The 21,504-nt window shown below is 34.7% G+C and carries 22 protein-coding genes; 14 read left to right on the top strand and 8 right to left on the bottom strand.

The features are described from left to right. Positions 1-3: 3 nt before the first annotated feature. The 3 genes from G4Z05_RS08900 to G4Z05_RS08890 are packed head-to-tail and all read right to left on the bottom strand — an operon-like array spanning position 4 to position 2,308. Positions 4-1,662, bottom strand: a complete 1,659-nt coding sequence (locus tag G4Z05_RS08900) for a b(o/a)3-type cytochrome-c oxidase subunit 1 (RefSeq protein ID WP_163251602.1) — start codon at positions 1,660-1,662, stop codon at positions 4-6. Continuing rightward, on the bottom strand, positions 1,659-2,138 hold the full coding sequence (locus G4Z05_RS08895) for a cytochrome c oxidase subunit II (RefSeq protein WP_038535770.1): 480 nt from the start codon (positions 2,136-2,138) through the stop codon (positions 1,659-1,661). Before G4Z05_RS08895 ends, G4Z05_RS08900 begins: the two co-directional genes overlap by 4 nt. 20 nt (positions 2,139-2,158) lie before the next feature. After that, entirely contained in the window at positions 2,159-2,308 is a 150-nt protein-coding gene (locus tag G4Z05_RS08890) for a cytochrome c oxidase subunit 2A (protein WP_163251600.1), read from the bottom strand. A gap of 656 nt (positions 2,309-2,964) precedes the next feature. On the opposite strand from G4Z05_RS08890, the gene G4Z05_RS08885 reads away from it, so the two are divergent. The 5 genes from G4Z05_RS08885 (at position 2,965) to G4Z05_RS08865 (ending at position 10,434) form a co-directional block, all read left to right on the top strand. Next, complete coding sequence (locus G4Z05_RS08885) at positions 2,965-4,056, top strand: type III polyketide synthase (RefSeq protein ID WP_163251598.1); 1,092 nt, start codon at positions 2,965-2,967, stop codon at positions 4,054-4,056. After that, positions 4,053-4,622 carry an isoprenylcysteine carboxyl methyltransferase family protein gene (locus tag G4Z05_RS08880; RefSeq protein WP_163251597.1) on the top strand — a complete coding sequence of 190 codons (570 nt, stop codon included), beginning with the start codon at positions 4,053-4,055 and terminating at the stop codon, positions 4,620-4,622. Before G4Z05_RS08885 ends, G4Z05_RS08880 begins: the two co-directional genes overlap by 4 nt. Positions 4,623-4,955: 333 nt before the next feature. Beyond that, on the top strand, positions 4,956-8,630 hold the full coding sequence (locus G4Z05_RS08875; RefSeq protein WP_163251595.1) for a dynamin family protein: 3,675 nt from the start codon (positions 4,956-4,958) through the stop codon (positions 8,628-8,630). Positions 8,631-8,655: 25 nt separating this feature from the next. Beyond that, complete coding sequence (locus G4Z05_RS08870; RefSeq protein WP_163251593.1) at positions 8,656-9,483, top strand: sulfurtransferase; 828 nt, start codon at positions 8,656-8,658, stop codon at positions 9,481-9,483. A 57-nt stretch (positions 9,484-9,540) separates the two neighbouring features. Further along, the gene (locus G4Z05_RS08865; RefSeq protein WP_163251591.1) at positions 9,541-10,434 is read left to right on the top strand and encodes a 5'-3' exonuclease; all 894 of its coding nucleotides are present in this window, start codon (positions 9,541-9,543) and stop codon (positions 10,432-10,434) included. Positions 10,435-10,658: 224 nt separating this feature from the next. Here G4Z05_RS08865 and sspL read toward each other — a convergent pair whose 3' ends face one another. Further along, on the bottom strand, positions 10,659-10,799 hold the full coding sequence (gene sspL / locus G4Z05_RS08860; RefSeq protein ID WP_163251589.1) for a small, acid-soluble spore protein L: 141 nt from the start codon (positions 10,797-10,799) through the stop codon (positions 10,659-10,661). An 83-nt stretch (positions 10,800-10,882) separates the two neighbouring features. On the opposite strand from sspL, the gene G4Z05_RS08855 reads away from it, so the two are divergent. Further along, positions 10,883-11,374 (top strand): divergent PAP2 family protein, encoded by a 492-nt coding sequence (locus G4Z05_RS08855; protein ID WP_163251587.1) that lies wholly within the window; start codon positions 10,883-10,885, stop codon positions 11,372-11,374. Positions 11,375-11,413: 39 nt separating this feature from the next. After that, entirely contained in the window at positions 11,414-11,683 is a 270-nt protein-coding gene (locus G4Z05_RS08850) for a DUF6123 family protein (protein WP_163251585.1), read from the top strand. A 45-nt stretch (positions 11,684-11,728) separates the two neighbouring features. On the opposite strand, the gene G4Z05_RS08845 is transcribed toward G4Z05_RS08850, so the two are convergent. Beyond that, a complete protein-coding gene (locus G4Z05_RS08845) occupies positions 11,729-12,649 on the bottom strand; it encodes a DMT family transporter (RefSeq protein ID WP_163251583.1) in 921 nt (306 codons plus the stop codon). A 170-nt stretch (positions 12,650-12,819) separates the two neighbouring features. Here G4Z05_RS08845 and G4Z05_RS08840 point away from each other — a divergent pair, with 170 nt between their 5' ends. Next, positions 12,820-13,476 (top strand): reverse transcriptase-like protein, encoded by a 657-nt coding sequence (locus G4Z05_RS08840; RefSeq protein ID WP_163251581.1) that lies wholly within the window; start codon positions 12,820-12,822, stop codon positions 13,474-13,476. A 24-nt stretch (positions 13,477-13,500) separates the two neighbouring features. Continuing rightward, complete coding sequence (locus G4Z05_RS08835; RefSeq protein ID WP_163251580.1) at positions 13,501-13,698, top strand: zinc-finger domain-containing protein; 198 nt, start codon at positions 13,501-13,503, stop codon at positions 13,696-13,698. Positions 13,699-13,749: 51 nt separating this feature from the next. Here G4Z05_RS08835 and cspD read toward each other — a convergent pair whose 3' ends face one another. Further along, on the bottom strand, positions 13,750-13,950 hold the full coding sequence (cspD, locus tag G4Z05_RS08830; RefSeq protein WP_038535749.1) for a cold-shock protein CspD: 201 nt from the start codon (positions 13,948-13,950) through the stop codon (positions 13,750-13,752). 281 nt (positions 13,951-14,231) lie between these two features. Here cspD and G4Z05_RS08825 point away from each other — a divergent pair, with 281 nt between their 5' ends. The 3 genes from G4Z05_RS08825 to mntR all read left to right on the top strand — a co-directional run bounded on the left by G4Z05_RS08825 (position 14,232) and on the right by mntR (position 17,788). After that, on the top strand, positions 14,232-14,504 hold the full coding sequence (locus tag G4Z05_RS08825; RefSeq protein ID WP_163251578.1) for a hypothetical protein: 273 nt from the start codon (positions 14,232-14,234) through the stop codon (positions 14,502-14,504). 285 nt (positions 14,505-14,789) lie between these two features. Next, entirely contained in the window at positions 14,790-16,955 is a 2,166-nt protein-coding gene (locus tag G4Z05_RS08820) for a type IA DNA topoisomerase (protein ID WP_163251576.1), read from the top strand. 407 nt (positions 16,956-17,362) lie between these two features. Then, positions 17,363-17,788 (top strand): transcriptional regulator MntR, encoded by a 426-nt coding sequence (gene mntR / locus G4Z05_RS08815; protein ID WP_163251574.1) that lies wholly within the window; start codon positions 17,363-17,365, stop codon positions 17,786-17,788. A 33-nt stretch (positions 17,789-17,821) separates the two neighbouring features. Here the strand turns inward: mntR and G4Z05_RS16705 are convergent, their stop codons facing one another. Both G4Z05_RS16705 and metA read right to left on the bottom strand, forming a co-directional pair. Beyond that, positions 17,822-18,016: a DUF3892 domain-containing protein gene (locus G4Z05_RS16705; RefSeq protein ID WP_395534595.1), complete on the bottom strand. Its 195-nt coding sequence runs from the start codon at positions 18,014-18,016 to the stop codon at positions 17,822-17,824. A 117-nt stretch (positions 18,017-18,133) separates the two neighbouring features. Further along, a complete protein-coding gene (metA, locus tag G4Z05_RS08810) occupies positions 18,134-19,042 on the bottom strand; it encodes a homoserine O-acetyltransferase MetA (RefSeq protein ID WP_163251572.1) in 909 nt (302 codons plus the stop codon). 212 nt (positions 19,043-19,254) lie between these two features. Between metA and G4Z05_RS08805 the strand changes: the two genes are divergently transcribed. Both G4Z05_RS08805 and G4Z05_RS08800 read left to right on the top strand, forming a co-directional pair. Then, positions 19,255-20,946: a formate--tetrahydrofolate ligase gene (locus G4Z05_RS08805; RefSeq protein ID WP_163251570.1), complete on the top strand. Its 1,692-nt coding sequence runs from the start codon at positions 19,255-19,257 to the stop codon at positions 20,944-20,946. A gap of 14 nt (positions 20,947-20,960) precedes the next feature. Next, entirely contained in the window at positions 20,961-21,497 is a 537-nt protein-coding gene (locus G4Z05_RS08800) for a hypothetical protein (protein ID WP_163251568.1), read from the top strand. Positions 21,498-21,504 lie beyond the last annotated feature (7 nt).

The following is a 21,504-nucleotide window of genomic DNA, read 5'->3' as shown; positions in this document are numbered from 1 at the left end:
ACTTTACCATGTTTTGAACCCTTTGGATCCCGGTGGTGCATTTTGAATAATGTCTATAAATGGAACAGTATAGGCAAAAAGAATGAGGGCTGCTGTAATACCAAGCCATAATTTCCAGTTTTCAAATACCATAGGAGCTTTCTCTGATAAGTTCTCTGCTTCCCCAACTGGGAATTCCTCTTCCCCTTTTGGTGCAAAGAAGGCAAGATTGATAAATATGATGAGTACTAAAATGATTCCAAGGAATAAAATCGTTCCTCCAACTGCCTGTGCAATTTGATAAGGAATCCATTCAAGCGCTTGCTGTGAATTGCCGTAAGTTGAGAATGAGGAACGTCTTGGTCCTCCAAGTAATCCTTGAAAGTGCATGGCACCTGACATGAAAGCCATACCGATAAACCAAACCCATGCCTGAATGATACCCAATTTATTCATGGCTTTAGTTAATTTTCGACCAGTAAGATGAGGTACTAGCCAATAGGAAATTCCAAAAAATGTTAATACTACAGAAGTGGCAGCCGTTAAATGGAAGTGACCGGTTACCCAAATTGTATTATGAACAACTTGGTCCATTTGGTTTGAGGCATTAATAATACCACCTGCACCTGCTGGAATAAATGAAACCATACCGATAAAAGGAACAATAAATCGAGCGTCATTCCATGGGAGCACTTTTAACCAGCCAAATAATCCTGTAGCTCCTTTGCTGCGACCATATCTTTCAAATGTAGCAAATAAAGAAAATGCTGTCATTAATGATGGAATTACAACCATAAAGGTTAAAATTACTTGAATAAATTTCCAAACCGGATCAATACCTGGCTCAGTTAATTGGTGGTGAAATCCGACAGGTATGGAAAAGAGTAAGAAAAGAATAAAAGATAAACGAGCCAAAGAATCTGAGAAAATTTTTCCACCAATAATTTTTGGAATAATAGCATACCAGCACATGTAAGCTGGAAGTAACCAGAAATAAACTAGCGGATGGCCAAAATACCAGAATAGGGTACGGCTTACTAGCACGTCAACTGTTTCAACCAAACCGAGTGACCAAGGCAATAATTGGAATAAAACGGTAGCAGCAACTCCTAATGTTGCAACAATCCACATGACCGTATTAATGACAGCCATAAAGCTCAATAAAGGGCTTGGTTGTCCTGGATTGTTTTTTCGCCATTTTGCATAGGTCATAATTTGTGCAGCACCATCAATCCAGCTCCCTATTACAACGAAAGTTAAGCCTAAATAAAAGATCCAATGTGCTTGAAGTGGTGCGTAGAATGTATATAAAACAGTTGCTTCATTTAATAATACCATTGTGGCAGACATAAGCGTTCCAATTGTCATTAACCAAAAGCCAATCCAGCCTGTACGTCTGGCTGCATTTGAATGAGTGCCGGCAGTTCTTGAGACGGCAGCATATTGAAATCCCATTATAAAGAAAGTTGTAAGAACAAGCCCCATTAATACACCATGTACAGTTAGTACTTGATAATATCCAATTCCAAAAGGTAGTTCAAATTTGCCTGATCTAACAAGCGTTTGTAGGAGCCCCATTAATCCACCAAGAGCAAGTGCAGTGAATGCAACAAAGAAGTGAGCCATGGAAAGCTTAGCATCACGAGGGTCAACCTTGATTTTTGCTGCTGTTACATTAATCATTTTTCTACCACCTCAATCTTTGAGAACATTAAATGGTGACCAGTTCCACAGTATTCATTACAAACGATTAGATATTCACCAGCTTTATCAAATGTCGTAGTATATTCATTGATATAGCCAGGTTCAAGCATCATGTTAATGTTCGTTCCCGCTACTTCAAGACCATGGACGACATCAGTTGTTGTTGCAATCACCTTGACTTTTGCTCCTAACGGTACCTCTACTTGTGCAGGTTGATAGGAAAAGGCAGATGCAACAAAAACTAATTCATAATCCCATTCTTTTCCTTCGACTTTATGGAGTCCTGGTTTATCAAAAGGTTTTGTTTGTGTAACCTTTTCAGGATCAATTGTAGTTAAACAGCTCGCAGGTTTATTGCCTAGGTAGAAGGCGCTTACGCCAACGACTGTTAAAAAAACGACAAGACAGCCTATACCAAAAGTCAGCCAAATTTTTTCAAATTTATGCATATGCATAAACTTTCCCCCCTTAATCATTAAAAACGATCTACGAATAAGTAGTAGACACTAACCCATGAAACGATAATAAATAGTCCCAATAAGAAAACGGATGCTAATGTTCCCTTGAGTGAAGAACGATCTTCCACTTGAGTTTTTTGATTTGTTTTAAGTTCTGGTTTCGCCATAATCCACACTCCCTTCAAAACATGTAAAAATAATTGAGTTAAGTTCACTTTCATCATACAAAACAATTGTGAAAGGAAAAGATAAATTCCATAAAATCCACAAATTGTTCATTCCTTAAGTAACTACAATGTTAATGTTAAAAACTTGATGTAACAGTGATATATATCACTTTTGACCTAGGTAAATATGAATAAAGTGTGAACAATCACACTTTATCTGTGATACAGATAATTGATTTAAATTGTCTAAAGAAAAATATGTATCCTCATTTTTTAAGATTTTTTCTCACCACTTCGAATGGATGAAAATAAGATAAACATATAATCTATTTTTTTTGGAAACGGTGGTGGTTTAATTGGTGAAATACTATTGCCATCAATGTTGTCTTTTATATAGCAAAATAGAATATTGTAAAATTTGTGGGAAATTGGTGAAAAATAAAATAATAATAGAAGTTCAAAAACAGCCTGATAGATAAATAAATTGGAAATGTTTATGTAATGAAGGTAGTTTTATTTCAGGATATAATAAAAATGCACAACAACAACCTTCAAAACGTCTGCTTCTCCTTAAGTAGGAGAAGCTTTTTTTATTTTGAATAATGAACAAACAATGGGGAAAATTATGGTTACCTATGTTATGAAGGAGAATGAGAATGCCCACAATTCTTTCAGTTGCAGAGGTTATTCCACCAGTACAAATTTCACAAACGCAGGTAGCAGAGTTTGTACGAGAGCTATTTGGGGCTGCTTATAAGGATATCGACCGCTTACTGATGGTTTTTAAAAATGGTGAGATCAAAAAGAGGCATATACTACATCATATTGACTGGTTTCACGAAAACCATAGTTTTGAGGAACGGAATCGTATATTTATTGAAGCAGCAGTATCTCTTGGTACAAAAGCAATTTCCGCATGTTTAGGCAAAAATAGTTTTTTAAAAAAACGAATTCCTTATGAAGAAATAGATGCCATCTTTTTTATTACATCCACCGGATTTGCGACTCCCAGTATAGAAGCAAGGATAATGAATCATCTTCCATTTCATAAGCATACAAAGAGGATTCCAATCTGGGGACTTGGTTGTGCTGGAGGAGTGGCTGGACTATCGAGGGCTTATGAATATTGTCAAGCATTTCCGAAGGCAAAAGTGCTTGTCCTTTCAGTAGAGTTTTGCAGTTTAACATTCCAAAAGAATGATCTTTCAAAAAGTAATTTGATCGGGACATCTCTTTTTGCCGATGGGGTGGCATGTGCTTTAGTGTGCGGTGATGAAAGTAATATGGATGAGTATCGGCAAAAAGAGACGATTCCCTCGATTATGGCGACTCAATCAACGTTGATGCCAAATTCATTGGATGTGATGGGATGGGACATAAAAAACGATGGTTTATTTGTTATTTTTTCGAGGGACATACCTCATATTGTAGAAAGCTGGCTAAAACCCAATGTGAATGAATTCTTGGAGAAACATCATATTGAGTTAAAGAAAATTGATTATTTTATTGCACATCCTGGTGGAAAAAAGATTATAGATGCCTATAGGCATGCCTTAAATATACCAGCATCCATTTTGGAAGATTCCATGTATGTATTACAACAGTATGGAAATATGTCATCAGCGACCATATTTTATGTGCTTAAACAGCATTTAGAGAAGAAAATCCCAAGAGGATCTTATGGACTCTGTGTAGCTCTAGGGCCAGGCTTTAGTTCGGAATTAATATTGTTAAGGTGGTTTGAATGAATGATATTTTTCCTTTTATTAACATGATTGGTATTCTTATCTTTCAGCGGATGGGTGAACTCTTAATTGCTAGAAAAAATGAGAAATGGATGAAGCTGCAAGGAGCTATAGAATTTGGAGAAAAACAATATCGCAGTATAGTGTTGATCCATGTATTATTCTTTATCTCACTAATTATTGAAAAAATAATGTTCAATAAAGAGTTATCTCCATTTTGGCCGGTAATATTGATGATCATTATTATTGTTCAATTCCTTAGAATATGGGTTATTTTCACATTAGGAAAATATTGGAATACGAAAATTATTGTCCAACCCTATGCAAAAGTAATACAAAATGGACCGTACAAGTATATGAAACATCCCAATTATTTAGTTGTAATCACAGAGATTATGATGATTCCAATATTGTTTCAATGCATTTGGACATCTTTAATATTTACCATTATAAATCTGTACTTGTTATCAATCCGCATACAAGAGGAAGAGAAAGCCCTAAATAGTTTAACTGAATATAAAAAAGCATTTCAGGATTGCAACCGCTTTATTCCGAAAATTGTTAAATAATTGTTTTCATATACGGGAGGAGTATTGAAAATGATTATCACCTGTGATAAAATTTGATTAAGGATGAAAATCATTCTCAACACAACCTTAAAAAAGGTAGGTGTCTACATATGACCTATGCGTTCGTAGGCGGGACCATCATTATCTATGCATTTATTATGAAATACGTTTTAAAGAATGTTACGCAATAACCTTATTTAAAGTTAAAGCCGAAGAGACTTTTGTCTTCGGCTTTTTTGTTTTTATTTGGGAATATACATGTCAAGATAGGAAAAGTTTGAATTATCGTATAAAATAAACGTATCATAACGTTCTTAAGGGGTATTAGTATAAATGGCAAAAACAACAGTTCAACAAGAAACGGTCCAAACATTAAAACAAAAATTAATTTCATTCCATGAATACTATTTAGAAAAAGAAGATTTTCTGAGTGCTGAAAAAGTGAAACAGCTTGCTGTAAAGCTTAGAAATCGTGAGTTTTCCATTGCTTTTTGTGGGCATTTTTCCGCAGGAAAATCAACCATGATAAATCGGGTAATTGGGGAAAATTTACTACCTTCAAGCCCGATCCCAACCAGTGCCAATTTAGTAAAAGTAAAATCTGGTGATGAATATGCTAAAGTGTTTTTTAAACATGAGAAACCTCGTCTTTATTTAGCTCCATATGATTATCATTTAGTCAAAAATTATTGCAAAGATGGGGATGCTATTGAATCAATTGAGATCAGTCATCGCCATTCCAAATTACCGGAAAATACAGTCATTATGGATACACCTGGCATTGACTCAGCGGATGATGCACACCGAATTGCCACTGAGTCTGCAATTCATCTAGCTGATTTAATTTTTTATGTTATGGACTATAATCATGTTCAGGCTGAATTGAATTTTCTGTTTACCAAGGAATTAACGGAAGCGGGGAAAGAGATCTACCTTATTGTTAATCAAATTGATAAGCATAATGAGGAGGAACTAAGTTTTTTTGAATTTCAAAAAAGTGTAGTGGAATCGTTTGCATCTTGGGGAGTAAATCCTTCTAAAATTTTTTATACTTCACTGAAGAACCCTGAGCATCCGTTCAATGAATTTCAAAATCTAAAGTCATTTATAGATGATAAATTGGCGGCTAAGGATGAATTAATAATACCTTCCATGTATCACTCTTTAAAAAAGATTGCACAAGATCATTTGCAACAATTAAATAAAAAAATGGAAGAAAAGATGAATCCATTAATTAACACTTTAACTGAATTGTCAGAGCAAGAAAAAGAAGAATTGGAAGAAACTTACCAGAGGCTAGAAGGACAGATAAACACATTCACTGAAGATGGAAGAAATGAAGGAAAAGAATTGGATGAGGGAATTAGCCAAATATTAAAAAATGCTTATATAATGCCATTTGAAACAAGGGCATTGGCAGAAAGTTATTTAGAGGCTTGTCAGCCGGAATTTAAAGTAGGCTTCTTATTTGCCAAGAAAAAGACCGAAGAGGAACGAATAGCAAGACTTGAGAAGTTTTATCAGGATATATTAGAAAAAACGAAAACTCAAGTTGAGTGGCATATACGTGAATTCCTTTTGCGTACGATCAAGGAATATGGGCTTGATCAAGGAGATCTGCTTGTTTTGGCTCAATCTTACTCCATTACATTCAAGAAAGATGTGATAATTAATTCAGTTAAGCCGGGTGCCCGTTTATCTGGAGAATATCTACTTCATTACACAGAAGATGTTGCAAATGAAATTAAGAAATTGGCTAGAAATGAATTGACAGAATTTAAAAATCAATTTTTAGAAGCGGTAAAACTGCAATCAGTAAAATTAAAGCAGCAGTACGAGAAAGAATATATAAAACTTGAAAAATATATTAAAGCACGTTCCGAACTTCAAAAATACAAAGATACTCTGAATGCAGTGGAATCTGACATTAATAAACTGCTTAACCAAACCGAAACATACTCTGTAGATCCAAACAATCTTTTTTCTAAGGAAGAAGAAGAGTTTGAAGTCATTAAACCTAAAACGGCACAAGAATTGGTGTCTAGCACAATGGAAAAAATGGAGACGAATGGTATCTATCCTGTATCGGAACAACCAAAAAATTTGGTTGTGAAGGAAGGAAAAGATGTTGAAAATGCGGAGGCACATTTAAAGCCGACGGTGAAGAAGCTTCTGCATGTCGCCAAGTTGATTCAGGATTTACCGGGTTTTCAAAAGCTAGCTGAAGAATTGGTTGAGAAGGCTTCAAGACTTGAAAATAAAGGATTTACAGTAGCCTTATTTGGTGCATTTAGTGCAGGAAAATCTTCTTTTGCCAATGCATTAATAGGGGATAAAGTTTTACCGGTTTCGCCTAATCCTACAACAGCCGCTATTAACAAAATTAAACCTATAACAGCAGACTATCAGCATGGAACAGTTCTAGTAAAATTTAAAGAAAGAGAGTCGATGTTAGAGGACATAAACCGTTCCTTAAAGGTATTTGATTTACAAGCTAAGGATTTTGCGGAGGCGTTTAAATTAATTGATCAGATTTTTATCGAGGAAGGGCAGAAAGGTGTATTAGAAAAAACGCATTATGCCTTTCTAAAAGCTTTTCATAAAGGGTATGACACTTATGTGAATAGGCTTGGAGACGTCTTACAAACAGATGTGACTGAATTTCACGAATTTGTAGCTAAAGAAGAAAGATCCTGTTTTGTTGAATGGATCGAGTTTTACTATGATTGTGAGTTAACTCGTAAGGGAATTACCTTAGTCGATACACCAGGAGCAGATTCTATCAATGCACGTCATACCGGTGTTGCCTTTGATTATATTAAAAATTCAGATGCCATTCTTTTTGTTACGTATTATAACCATGCCTTTTCAAAAGCTGACCGTGAATTTTTAATCCAGTTGGGACGTGTGAAAGAATCATTCCAAATGGATAAAATGTTCTTTATCATTAATGCGATTGATCTGGCTGAAAATAAAGAAGAGAAAGAGGCTGTGGTTCAATATGTCACAGAGCAGCTTGTTAAATACGGGATTAGAAAACCACATCTCTATCCGTTATCCAGTTTGAATGCTCTAAAAGAGAAGACTATCCATAATAGTGACTTTAATTCGGGCATTAACCAGTTTGAGAAAGAGTTTTATTATTTTATCAATCATGACCTGACAGATGTGGTAATTACCTCTGCCCAAAAAGAAATTGATCGTGTGCGGGAATTAATTGACCGACTGATTCACAATGCAAAAGAAGACCAAACTGTTAAAGAGCAGAAACGTATGAATATAGAGAAACAAAGAGCCACAATCAATCGGATCTTTAATAATGAAACGGTTGAACCGTTAAAGAATCACCTTCATCAGGAGGCTGAAGAATTAATTTATTATATAAAACAACGTGTTTTCTTCCGTTTTAATGATTTCTTTAAAGAATCTTTTAACCCTTCGATATTGAGAGTGGATGGACGGAATTTGAAAAAAGTCTTGCAATCGGCATTGGAAGAATTTTTAGAAAGTCTTGGTTTTGATTTTGCACAAGAAATGAGGGCTACTACTGTAAGACTAGAACGATTCATAGAAAAGATTATGTCGGATTACCAATCAACGTTAGTGAGAAAATTGAAAGAAGTAAATCCAGATTTATCTTTCTCCATCTATGAAAAGAAAAAAGGAAGAGAAATTGATTTTCCTATTGCATTCCAAAATCTCGATCAACACTTGTTTACAAAAGCAAAATCTTACTTTAATAACCCAAAATCATTTTTTGAAAAAAATGAAAAGAAATTCATGAGTGAAGAGCTTAACCGTGTCTTAAATTCTCCTGCAGATAACTATCTTAAGATAGAAGGGGAGCGCATGATCCACCATTTCACAGAGGAATTGTCAGAGGAATTTAACCTCCTTATAAATCAAATGATGGAGCAAGTAAATGATTTTTATTTAAGTCTACTCGCTACATTAGATGGTGGTGTATCTGTGGACGTATTAACAAAGATTCAAAGTGAAATTGGATAATAGAACTAGAATAGGGGTGAGGATCGTGAAATACGTTGTGGAGAAAGAATGGCTAAAAGAAAATTTGGATGACAGTAACATAAGGATTGTCGATTGCCGTTTTACATTATCAGTTCCTGAAAAAGGAAAAAATGAGTATTTAGAAGGCCATTTGCCGGGTGCGGTTTATTTTGATTTAGAAAAAGATTTATCTGGTCCTGTTCAAGTTCACGGTGGACGACATCCAATGCCAGATATCGAAGTATTATGCCGTAAACTTGAGAAAGCGGGTATTGATCAAACGAAAACAATTATTGCTTATGACAACGGCGAGAGTGCGTTTGCAGCGCGTTTTTGGTGGTTGTTGCAGTACCTAGGTCATGAAAAGGTTTATGTATTGAATGGTGGATATAAACAATGGTTAAAGGCGGGTTTTCCAGTTTCTACTGAGTTACCATCCTATGAAATGGCAAAATTTATTCCCCAACCAAAACCTGAATTAAGGGCTTCTATGGAAGAAGTCAGAGAAGCAGTACTTGGCAATAGAGAGGACATTCTATTAATCGACTCGCGCGAGGAGAAAAGATTTTTAGGCATAGAAGAACCAATTGATAAAAAGGCAGGGCATATTCCTGGGGCAATAAATAAGCCTTGGTTAAAAGGGCTAAATAACGGTATATTTAATTCCTTAGAGGAACAAAAGAAACGTTTTTCAGACGTAAATCCGGCCAAACAAATCATCGTATACTGTGGTTCAGGAGTTACTGCATGTCCGAACTTTTTAGCTTTAAAAGAAGCGGGATATAAAAATGTGAGGCTATATGTCGGTAGCTTCAGCGATTGGATCTCCTATGATGAAAATAAAATAGATTAAGTTAATTATGGTATAATGAATCGCATACCATTTTTCGAATCATTTGGGAGGACATTGATGAATCAACATAAATCTACACTCATGCTGGTTGACGGTATGGCTCTATTATTTCGAGCCTTTTATGCAACGGCTGTTTCTGGCCAATATATGATAAACTCAAAAGGTATTCCGACGAATGGAATTCATGGCTTTATAAAGCATATGTTTACTGCTGTATCTAGGTTTAAACCGACTCACTTGGCTGTTTGCTGGGATATGGGAAGCAAGACCTTTAGAACAGAATTATATCCGGACTACAAAGGAAATAGGGGAGAACCTCCAGTGGAATTAATCCCCCAATTTGACTTAGCAAAAGAAGTAGTTGAATCTTTTAATATTCCTAACATTGGATTGGAAGGCTTTGAAGCGGATGACTGCATTGGGACAATTGCCAAAAAAATGAAGGAACATGTACATGTTTTCATATTAACGGGGGACCAAGATATTTTACAACTTTTAGATGAACGGATTTCAGTAATCATGTTGAAAAAAGGTTTTGGAAATTACCAAGTGCATACCCCTCAATCTTTTTATGAGGAAAAAGGAATATTCCCAAGTCAATTAATTGATTTAAAGGCATTGATGGGAGATGCAAGTGATAATTATCCTGGAGTACGCGGAATTGGGGAGAAAACGGCTCTTAAATTGCTCCAACAATTTGAGCATATTGATGGTATTATTTCCAACCTTAACAAACTAACTAATTCACAAAAAACGAAAATTGAGCAGGATATGGACATGCTCTATTTGTATAGAAAGTTGGCTGAAATAAAATGTGATGTTCCAGTTAGCTGCAGTCTAGAAGAATCATTGCTAATAATTGAAAAAGAAAAAGCAATGAAAAAATTAATGGATTTAGAGCTTCGCAGTATCAACCGTCTTCTTCCAATGGAAGAAAAATTTATTTCCTAAACGCAACAATTCACTGGCTGTCTTTTAGACAGCCAGTTTTTTTAAAATATAAGTTATTTGACCATAGTGTAAGCTCGTTCACATTGTGATGTTTCACTTTTCTCCCGAAATGTCTTAGGGAGAAAAGGATAGTTTGGGAACAAGAGCGTTGTTAAACCTCAATGTGAAAGCTTTAGGAGGAAATCATACTCTGCTGTTAAAAAGACACTAGCACCTGTTAAAATTTAAATTTTTGTATTTGATTTTTTGGCTCTGTTTTCTAGTTCACTTTTGGGTGATTCAGCAAATTCAGCATCTTGGCCGTACCCTTGTGGATTTACACCTGGAGCTTTTACTCCTCGGCTTGCTCCTTTCTTTTTACCCACATTGATTCACCTCCATATTTGTAGTATTTCCAGTTAGAATAATAAAACTCACGCTTTCTCACACTAACATAAGGGGGGATAAAATGAACAAAGGTGTATATTTAGCCTTGCTAAGCATTGGGCTTGCTCAAGGATTAAAAATTCCCATTCATTATTTAAAAAAGAAGGAATGGAGACCAGACTTGTTTTTTGGTACTGGAGGAATGCCTAGTTCACATTCTGCAGGAGTCTCTACCTTAACAACGTATATCGCATTAAGAAGGGGACTATCGACTGTAGACTTTGCTTTATCATTAATTTACGGATTGATTGTTATGTATGATGCCCAAGGAGTAAGAAGACAGACAGGGGAATTAACATTAAAAGTTAATTCCTTAAATGAGCTAATTGAGAAAATTCATAAGAAAGAAAGCATGGAATTTAAAGAGAAATCTCCAAAAAAATTAAAAGAAATGTTAGGCCATGAACCTGAAGAGGTCCTTGGAGGAGCCGTTCTAGGTATTCTAGTTGGACTAATCGGACACCATTTCACAGAAAAAGATAGAAAATTGTCGAAATTTAAGTTAAAATTTTAAAGGGATTTTCAACATAGTTGGAGAGGGTTGGTTTTTTCCATGCAAACTGTGGATGATTATTTGCAATACTTGAGAGGGAAAGGGTTTCAATTTCAAGAAGACGTTGTCGGTTTTATTTACTTTGGAAAGCATTATACGAATGCATCAGATGAAATGATCAATACGGCAATCGAATTAACGTTAAAAGCACAAAAAAAATTTGATGGCAGTTTTTATGTTTCTTTGCTGGAAACGTTTGTTAAGAATCAAATTCATACTAGAAAGGACGCCATTAAGTTTGTAAAAGACCACGAACTACTTGCCATATAAAACAAACAGAACTCCACTTTTTTCGAAAAGGGAGTTCTGTTTTTATTATCCTCCTATACTTTTGTCTTTGGATAGAATGGAAAAATTCTTTTGAGGAAGTTCTGCAAAGATCATTCCGGTAAAAATGAGAAAACATCCAATAATAGCACTGGAAGATAGGTGTTCATTTGCCCAATAATAGCCTGTTATGGCAGCAAATACAGGCTCCATAGCAAAAATTATCGCCACCCGAGTGGTAGAGGTATATTTTTGAAAATTAGTTTGGATAAAAAAAGCTATTGCTGTCGCAAATACACTAGTAATAAATAGTGCAATGATTACAGATTTGGTAAATAATATGTCCATACTCATTGATTTTTTCCAATCTTCGAATATAAAAGAGGATATTAGGGATAATATTGAAACTGTCGAGATTTGTAAAATAGTCAATAAAAGTGTAGGATATTTACTCGAAAATTTACCAGTAAAAATAATGTGCAGGGCGAAACTTATGGCACAAACAAATACAAATCCATCTCCTCTGTTCATTGCTGTCACATCGACCATCGTTAGAAAGAAAAGACCTACAGTTGCTATAAGTACACCGAAAATCGCGTTTTTACTTGGAATCTGTTTTAATAAAATCATGGAAAACAATGGTACTAGTACAACGCTTAGTCCAGTTATAAAACCTGCCTTGGAGGATGTGGTGTATTGTAGACCAATCGTTTGTGTGACATAGCCAAGAAATAGCCAAAAGCCAATAAATATCCCAGTCATAATGATTTTAAAATCGAATTGTTTAAGTGCTTTGTTATCAAAAATTAGTAGAGTTGCCAATAGTATTAGGGCTGCAAGAAGGAATCGTATACCATTAAAGGCAAACGGTTCTAAATATTCTATTGCATTTTGCACGAGAACAAAGGTCATCCCCCAAATTAATGCAACAAAAAGTAAGCTAAAATCTGCAATCATTGTTTTTTTCATTTGGTATATGCCTCCGATTCTTTCCTTTATCTTATATAAATGGAAGTTTATCATATATTAACACTATAAGGATAAATAATGTTTCGTATGTAAACTTACGTGAAATATGTAAATTTAAATTATGAGTTAGGATAAAATTAGTTAGTTTAATTAAAGAAGGGCTGAAAGCAATGAATTATAGGATTGAATGGAAACAAATCTTAAAGAATAAGGAAAAAGTCCAATGCTCCTCGGATTGGATTTCTGCTGAATCAGCCATTCAGTTGGGTGAGGAGCTTGAACGCAATGGAAAAGTAACTGATTTGTATTTTTACGATGAAATGGGCGTCAGCTGGAATATGAAGGAAATGAGAAAATTATTATTAGAAATAGAGGAAGAACCTCATGATATTACCCTCTATTTTGACGGTGGATTTCAGAAGGAAACTTATCAAGCTGGCCTTGGTGCGGTAATTTTTTATCATCAAGGAAAAAAGAAATACCGTATCCGTGCTAACAATTTATTTAATGAAATGGAAACGAATAATGAAGCAGAATATGCCGCCTTATATTTCGCATTAGGGATTTTGGAAGAATTGGGGGTTGAATATAAAACGTGTGAAATAAAGGGGGATTCCCAGGTTGTTTTAAAACAGCTTGAAGGAGAATGGCCATGTTATGAAGAGGTTCTAAACCGATGGCTTGATCGAATCGAAGAAAAGATAAATAAAATGGGGATTAGGCCACGATATACAGTTATATCCAGAAAAGATAACAAAGAAGCGGATAAGCTTGCAACACAGGCACTTGAAGGAAAGGAGATCTATGCTAAAACAATTATTCTATAAGGAGACGGAGGTTTCGATTTATTTGTGGAACGTGAAGTCAGAAAGGAACTTTTAAGTCAGGTAGAAAACATTATGAACGAATTCTGTGTAGGATGTTTTGTGCACAAGCAATTAAGGAAAGAATGCGGTAAAAGAACGGCCCATCGTTTTTGTATCTCACAATGTACTGTTGGAGAAAAAATTAAGGAATTTGGGAAAAAATTAAATGAATACGGAATTTAAGAAACATAAAAAGGCTGACTTAGGTCAGCCTTTAATCATCATGATTATCAATTATAGTTTAACTACGTTTGCAGCTTGTGGCCCACGGTTTCCTTGAACGATTTCAAAAGAAACTTCTTGGCCTTCTTCTAATGATTTATAGCCTTCGCCTTGGATAGCGCTAAAATGTACGAATACATCGTCGCCGCCTTCCACTTCGATAAAGCCGAAGCCTTTCTCATTGTTAAACCATTTTACTTTACCGTTTTGCATTTACTTCGTCCTCCTAAGCCTTTCAAGACACCAAATAAAGGTGCCAAAGATAAAAATTACCATGTAATAAAAAACGCAGCGAACTTGCTATGTATTCGATTACATGATGATTTAAATATACAATATTGGAAATAGACAGTCAAGAAACGAAAGGTCTTTTTTAAGAAAAGAGGATGAATTCTCAATAAAATGAAAAATAATTCAAGAAGGAAAATGGCTAACATAATTCCTTGTCACTCTCATATTGTAAATTAATAACGTTTCCGGGTGGGGTGGAATTTATGTTCCGATTTTCAATAGAGGGTGTGGAATGGATCTTACGATTCTCTCCGCAAGTATCGATAGAAGATGCAGAAAAACAAGCGATTTTCATGTCATTACAGCAAATAGGTACAAGATTAACAAAGTTTTCTCATGGCAGTGCCTTTATTATGTTTACCAAAAATTTTGGTGCTATCATTTTTGAAATTGAAAGGATCCCATCTTTTATCATTACCGTATCAAATATTATTTCTGAGGAAAATTGGTATAATAAAGAATCCCTTTTCAAATGAATCTATATGAGGAGCAGTCAATTGGTTGATTTGATTTTATTATTATAATAATTTTGAAAAACCGGAATTATTTTTGTTTTATTTTAAAATGGTAAATTTAAATGATTTTACAATGTATTTATCATTCTTTACTTATAATTTAATTAAAGAATAAAATAAAGGGCATAGTTTTGTTCTTTTGTTAAAGATACAAATACATGATTCCTGAAAAATTAGAGAAAAGGACCCAAATTGGCATCCACGTTATATATATGAAACACAGAAGGGGAGAGATGGAGGTACTTCATGGTTAGATTGATTATTACAGAAAAGCCATCAGTCGCAAAAAATATTGCGGATGCCTTAAATATTAAAAATAGGAAAGATGGTTATTTTGAAGGAAAAGTTTATATTGTTACATGGGCATTTGGACATTTATTACAACTTTATGATGTAAAAGATTATGATGAGGGAATGACAAGGTGGAGAATGGAAAACTTCCCATTTATCCCTTCTCAATTTCGATATAAAGTAAAAAGTGACCCTCGTAATAAAGATAAAGAAGATCTTGGTGCCAAAAAGCAGTTAAAAATCATATACCAGTTAATCAAACGAAATGATGTAGATGCAGTCATATCCGCTTGTGATTATGATCGGGAAGGACAAGTTATTGGAGATACAATTATTTATAATCTCAAGACAAAAAAACAAGTCTATCGGTTATTATTGAACGAATGGACTCCAGATGAAGTTTTAAAAGGACTTCAAAAATTAAAGCCAAATACAGAAATGAGGCCACTTCTAGACGCAGGCATTAGTCGTCAGTGGGCAGATTGGATAATTGGTATAAACTTAACCTCTGTAGCAACATTGAAGTATCAGAAAGGTTCTGGAAAGGCACTAAACATTGGAAGAGTGCTTCTACCAACTTTAAAAATTATTTATGATCGAGATAAGGAAATTGAAAACTTTGTATCTGAAGAATATTTTAAACTCACCGCCACATTTATAACTAAGGATGGTAATGAGTACAGTGGTATTTATGTGGAAGATGAAGAGGATAAATTTAAGAATAAGGAAACATTGGAATTTATCCAACAAGCACTAAAAAATCAAACCGCCACAATTATTGACAAAAAGGTTGAATTAAAAAAGGAAAATCCGCCCTATTTATTTAACCTTTCGAATTTGCAAGGTTTCATAACTAGTAAATATAAGGGGTGGACTTCTGATAAAGTTTTAAATGTAGCTCAATCCCTTTATGAAAAAAAATATATTACATATCCACGTACGGCAAGTGTCGTATTAGAAGAAAGTTTAGTAGATAAGGCAGCAAATGTACTTAATCATTTAAAAAAAGGTTTACCATATGAGAATGAAATTACTTTTGTAAAAAAGAAACGTATTTTTGATAATTCAAAGGTAGAAAGTCACAGTGCGATTATTCCGACATATTTACTTCCAAAATCTTTATCGAGGGACGAAGAAATTATTTATAATGCGATTAAAAATCGATTCATTATGCAGTTTATGCCTAATGCTGAGTATGAAGAAACGAAAATTATCACGAAAGTGAATAATGATGAAATAAAAGGACTGTTTACATCAAAAGGGAAAGTACAGTTAGTTGAAGGATGGAAAAAGGTAGAGAAAGTTGAATCTAAGGATACTGTACTACCGTTCATGAATATTAATGAGGTTGTTAATATTGAAGATAACCAATTGACCACACATGTGACAAAACCACCGAAACATCATACAGAAAAAACATTATTAAGAGTAATGGAAACATGTGGTAAGGGTAGAGACAAAGAGGATGAAGATAGTGAAGAAATGATGGCAGCTATTTTAAGTGGTTTTAGCATTGGTACTCCAGCTACAAGAGCTGAAACTATTAAAAAGTTAAAAGATGTCGGCTATATTACTACTCAAAATAAAAATTTAATATGTACGGAACTGGGAAGAAAGTTAGTTGAAACATTTCCGGTAAAGGAATTATTTGACTTAGAATTTACCGGTAAATTAGAAAAAACATTATCTGATATTGAAAAGCAAAAGTTTAGTAAAGAAAGTTTTTTAAATTTCATTTTTAATTTTACAACAGAGGCTGTTAAAACAATAAAAAATGAAAGAGATATCATAATAAATGAAGTATCAAAGGAAAAGAAATCTGTTGAGATTCTTGGTAAATGTCCTGTTTGTGGACATGGAATTATTGAAGGACAAAAAGGCTTTGGATGCAGTAATTGGAAAAACGGTTGCAAATTTGTGATTTGGAAAAATGATAAATATTTAGCTGCTATGAAAAAGAAACCTACAAAAACGATGGTAAAGAGTCTATTAAAAAATGGAGTGGTTTTGGTCAAAGGTCTAACGAGTAAAAAAGGGAATAAGTTTAACGCTCATTTACGGTATGAGAAAAATTCTGATAACGAATATTTTAGTTGGAAGATGGAATTTCTTGAAAAGTAGAACGTTAAAAGTGTAAAAAAGTATGGATCTGGAAAATGGTTATTGTATCATCCACTCAAGTAAATCCTAGCTGGTACTACAATTTCTATACCTGATTATAAATGACTACATGTCTAAGGTAACCGATTGCTCATGATTATTTATAAAATGGGAGCAAGTGTATTTTTAAGGTGGTCGATAATTATCGTGAACTATTTAAAAATATTAGATGATGTTCTTTTTAAGCAATTTTGAGAGCTTTGTGCTAACCTTAAACAAATTTTTAAAATAAAGATATTGGTTGAACCCTAACCTAAACATAGGCTAAAATAATATAGCGTCAATAAACCTTTTGAGTAAGATCAATACTTGAAGGTATATTGTCAATAGGAAACTTTTTTATGAATACGGAATTTGGAGGGTAAGGGATGCCAACACCGAGTATGGAAGATTATATTGAACAAATTTATAATTTAATTGAAGAAAAAGGATACGCCAGGGTATCTGATATTGCCGAAGCGTTATCTGTACATCCCTCCTCAGTAACAAAAATGGTTCAAAAGCTTGATAAAGATGAATATTTAGTTTATGAAAAATATAGAGGGTTTAGTTTAACTGCAAAAGGGAAAAAAATTGGGAAGCGCCTCGTTTTTAGACATGACTTGCTTGAACAATTTCTTAAAATTATTGGTGTCAAAGATGAAAATATTTATAAAGATGTGGAAGGAATTGAGCACCATTTAAGCTGGGATGCCATTGACCGGATTGGTGATCTTGTTCAATTTTTTGAAGAAGAACCAAGCCGAATGGAAGCCCTAGCAGAAATTCAAAGACAAAATGAAAATGCTGAATGAAAAAAGCACCTGGTTAAGAATTGCCAGGTGCTTTTAAAATAAATTCGGATAGTGATCAAAGGTTTGAGCATGATCAGGTAATAGGGATACGTGTCCTTCTGAGTCAAAATGAGTATGTACCCCATTAAGTAAGCCATTTTCAGCCTCGATAATCGCTTTTTTGTATGATATAACTCTTCCTTCTGATGTGACGAAACTGATTATTTCCCCAAAATGATTCCTATGTATTGCGACAATCGTTTCCAGAGAAAGTCCTCCTTTCTACAATTCATTTTTATTGTTTCTAAAGAAACTAGAATTTAATCTAAAAATGACAAAAAAACTCGCCTCAATATGACGAGTTTTTTATTCCCATATATATGGTGTTTCCTGATATACATAATAGTTAAGCCAGTTTGAAAAGAAGAGATGACCGTGAGAACGCCAGCGATTAACAGGAGGTTGGGATGGATCATTGTTTGGAAAATAGTTTTCAGGGATATGAATCTTTAATCCTTTGTTTAAATCCCTTTTATATTCTTGTGCTAATGTATCTGAATCATATTCCAAGTGCCCTGTAATCATAACATGTTTTCTATCTTTGGATGCGATTAATAAAGGCCCCGCATCATCAGAAGCTGCTAACAATTTTAATTCTGGATGGTTGTTGATGGCATCAATCGATACATCGGTATACCGTGAATGCGGTGCATAAAAATGGTCATCAAAGCCCCTTAATAATATTTCATTTTGTTCAAAAATGCGGTGGGCATAAATTCCAGAACATTTACGAGGCAGCTCAAATTTTCCGATACCATAATGATAGAATAGGGCTGCTTGCGCACCCCAGCAAATATGTAGAGTTGATGTGATGTTCGTTTTTGTCCATTCCATGATTTCAGTTAATTCAGTCCAATATTTAACTTGGTTAAATTCTAATAACTCTACTGGAGCGCCGGTAATGATCATTCCATCGAATTTTTGATGATGTACATTGGAAAAGGTGGTATAAAACTGTTCTAAATGTTGTTTGCTAGTATGGGTCGATTCGTATGAGATTGTCTTTAAAAACTTAACATTAACCTGTAATGGTGTATTCCCTAGTAATCTTAAAATCTGTGTTTCTGCTTTTTCCTTTTCAGGCATTAAATTCAATATCAGAATATTTAAAGGTCGAATATCCTGGCTGACAGCTCGTTCGTCATCCATGATAAAAATATTTTCTTTTTCTAAAATTTCCCTAGCAGGCAAAAGTTTTGGAATATTAATAGGCACTTGAAATTCCCCCCTTATTTGGTTGTATGATACATTCATTAATACAACGATACATTCAATAAGTCAATGAATATTTAAAAAATTTAATACACTTATAATAAACTGGAAAATTCATTTGAGTAACCCTATCTCAAATTTTTTGTCGGAATGAAAATACTGTTTTGTTACAATATAGAGGTAGATCGATTTTATGTTGAATGCGGGGGATTATGTTGGGAATCGGAACAATTGTTAAGTCAGACATCGAAATTGCACAGGCAGCAAAAATGAAGCCAATCACTGAAATTGCTAAAAAAATAGGATTAGCAGAGGAAGACCTTGAACTATATGGTAAATACAAAGCAAAAATTTCGAATGAGGCTTTGGCAAGACTTCAAACGAAGCAATCAGGAAAGATTATTTTAGTGACATCTATTAATCCTACACCGGCTGGAGAAGGGAAATCAACTGTAACAGTTGGGCTCGGTGATGCATTTAACCGGTTAGGGAAAAAAGCGATGATTGCGATGCGAGAACCATCGCTCGGACCAACGATGGGAATTAAAGGTGGAGCTACTGGAGGAGGATACGCGCAAGTATTGCCAATGGAGGATATTAATCTTCACTTTACCGGAGATATGCATGCAATCACAACAGCCAATAATGCCTTGGCTGCATTAATCGATAATCACCTCCAGCAAGGGAATGAATTGAAAATTGATCAGCGCCGTATTGTATGGAAGCGTGTGATGGATTTAAATGATCGTGCCTTAAGAAAGGTTATTGTAGGACTTGGTGGTCCTCTTCAAGGTGTCCCTAGGGAGGACGGATTTGATATTACAGTAGCATCCGAAATAATGGCTGTCTTATGTTTAGCTAAGGATTTAAAGGATTTAAAACATCGGTTGTCCAAAATAGTGGTTGCTTATAATATTCATAAAGAACCTGTGACTGTTGGGGATTTAGGGGTAGAAGGTGCGTTAACTTTATTGCTGAAAGATGCTGTTAAGCCAAATTTGGTTCAAACCATTGAGCATACACCTGCTCTTATTCATGGTGGTCCTTTTGCGAATATTGCACATGGCTGTAATAGTGTTATTGCCACTATGACTGCTTCTAAGTTGGCTGATTATGTCATAACAGAAGCTGGTTTTGGTGCTGATTTGGGGGCAGAAAAATTTTTACATATCAAATCAAGAAGTGCAGGTATTTATCCTGCTGCAGTGGTGGTCGTGGCCACTATACGCGCATTAAAAATGCATGGTGGTGTTCCAAAACATAAACTAGCAGATGAAAATAGTGCTGCATCATTGACAATTGGAATTGCCAATCTCAAAAAGCATATTGATACGATTAAAAGTTTTGGCCTTCCAGTAGTTGTTGCGATTAATAGATTTATGACCGATACGGACCAAGAAATTCAAACATTATTAGAATGGTGTAAAGAAGAAAATGTCCCTGCAGCCATTACTGAGGTTTGGGAAAAAGGCGGTGAGGGTGGTCTTGAATTAGCTAAAAGACTTCTTTCAACGATAGAATCAGCTGAAAATAACTTTAAACCATTATATAATCTTTCTGATTCTTTAGAAGAAAAGGTCAGAACGATCGTTCAAAAAGTTTATGGTGGAAAGGATGTTGAGTTTTCAACGAAAGCGAAAAAGCAATTAATGGAGTTTGAAAAGTTTGGGTGGTCTAATTTACCAATTTGTATGGCGAAAACTCAATATTCATTATCAGATGATCCTTCCAAACTAGGCCGCCCGTATGATTTTACAATTACCGTCAGAGAATTTAAGCCATCAATTGGTGCAGGGTTTATTGTTGCTTTAACGGGAGAGGTTATGACAATGCCTGGTCTTCCGAAGGAGCCAGCTGCCTTAAAGATGGATGTAGATGAAAAAGGAAATGCGCTTGGTCTTTTCTAAAGGAGTCGAAGGAAATGTTTGATCCAACAGCCTTTGATAACATGAAGGTTATTATTGAAGGTGCCCTGTATGATCATGACATGGCTGGGGATATTAATATTATAGATAGAAATGATTGGGTTAATATAGCCAAGATGTCCCGACAGTTTAATATAAGTTTTACATTTCCCCAAGATAGCAAAAGAACTACATCAGCAACAATAGAATTACAATCAGGGGTCTCTAATTTGGCAGCAGAACTTACTCCTGAATTCGTGACAAGTAAGCTTTCAGGTGCGTTCGTTAAACTGTTTTTTACTCTACATCATCCTAATGAAACAAATTACTATCAAGTAATAGAAACGATTATTTTAGATATTTGGGGACATTCTAGAACAATTACACAGCAAGTAGAATGGAACCCATTAAATAGTCAGGAAACAATCAAGAATGTAGTAACCATTGATTTTAACAGAATGATTACCGAAGAACAAATGGAAGATTTACTTGAAATGACTAGATATATGATCATCACCTTAGAAAAATTGTATGAATTTCTTCGTGTTAAATGAAACCAGT

This window comes from Neobacillus thermocopriae (genome assembly GCF_010975035.1).
GTDB classification, from domain to species: domain Bacteria; phylum Bacillota; class Bacilli; order Bacillales; family Cytobacillaceae; genus Neobacillus; species Neobacillus thermocopriae.
This window is presented reverse-complemented; position numbering and strand designations above follow the sequence as displayed.

Coding starts and splice junctions, on each gene's coding strand:
- G4Z05_RS08900 (WP_163251602.1), bottom strand. CDS start 1,662: ATGATTAATGTAACAGCAGCAAAAATCAAGGTTGACCCTCGTGATGCT.
- G4Z05_RS08895 (WP_038535770.1), bottom strand. CDS start 2,138: ATGCATATGCATAAATTTGAAAAAATTTGGCTGACTTTTGGTATAGGC.
- G4Z05_RS08890 (WP_163251600.1), bottom strand. CDS start 2,308: ATGGCGAAACCAGAACTTAAAACAAATCAAAAAACTCAAGTGGAAGAT.
- G4Z05_RS08885 (WP_163251598.1), top strand. CDS start 2,965: ATGCCCACAATTCTTTCAGTTGCAGAGGTTATTCCACCAGTACAAATT.
- G4Z05_RS08880 (WP_163251597.1), top strand. CDS start 4,053: ATGAATGATATTTTTCCTTTTATTAACATGATTGGTATTCTTATCTTT.
- G4Z05_RS08875 (WP_163251595.1), top strand. CDS start 4,956: ATGGCAAAAACAACAGTTCAACAAGAAACGGTCCAAACATTAAAACAA.
- G4Z05_RS08865 (WP_163251591.1), top strand. CDS start 9,541: ATGAATCAACATAAATCTACACTCATGCTGGTTGACGGTATGGCTCTA.
- G4Z05_RS08855 (WP_163251587.1), top strand. CDS start 10,883: ATGAACAAAGGTGTATATTTAGCCTTGCTAAGCATTGGGCTTGCTCAA.
- G4Z05_RS08850 (WP_163251585.1), top strand. CDS start 11,414: ATGCAAACTGTGGATGATTATTTGCAATACTTGAGAGGGAAAGGGTTT.
- G4Z05_RS08845 (WP_163251583.1), bottom strand. CDS start 12,649: ATGAAAAAAACAATGATTGCAGATTTTAGCTTACTTTTTGTTGCATTA.
- G4Z05_RS08840 (WP_163251581.1), top strand. CDS start 12,820: ATGAATTATAGGATTGAATGGAAACAAATCTTAAAGAATAAGGAAAAA.
- cspD (WP_038535749.1), bottom strand. CDS start 13,950: ATGCAAAACGGTAAAGTAAAATGGTTTAACAATGAGAAAGGCTTCGGC.
- G4Z05_RS08825 (WP_163251578.1), top strand. CDS start 14,232: ATGTTCCGATTTTCAATAGAGGGTGTGGAATGGATCTTACGATTCTCT.
- G4Z05_RS08820 (WP_163251576.1), top strand. CDS start 14,790: ATGGTTAGATTGATTATTACAGAAAAGCCATCAGTCGCAAAAAATATT.
- mntR (WP_163251574.1), top strand. CDS start 17,363: ATGCCAACACCGAGTATGGAAGATTATATTGAACAAATTTATAATTTA.
- G4Z05_RS08800 (WP_163251568.1), top strand. CDS start 20,961: ATGTTTGATCCAACAGCCTTTGATAACATGAAGGTTATTATTGAAGGT.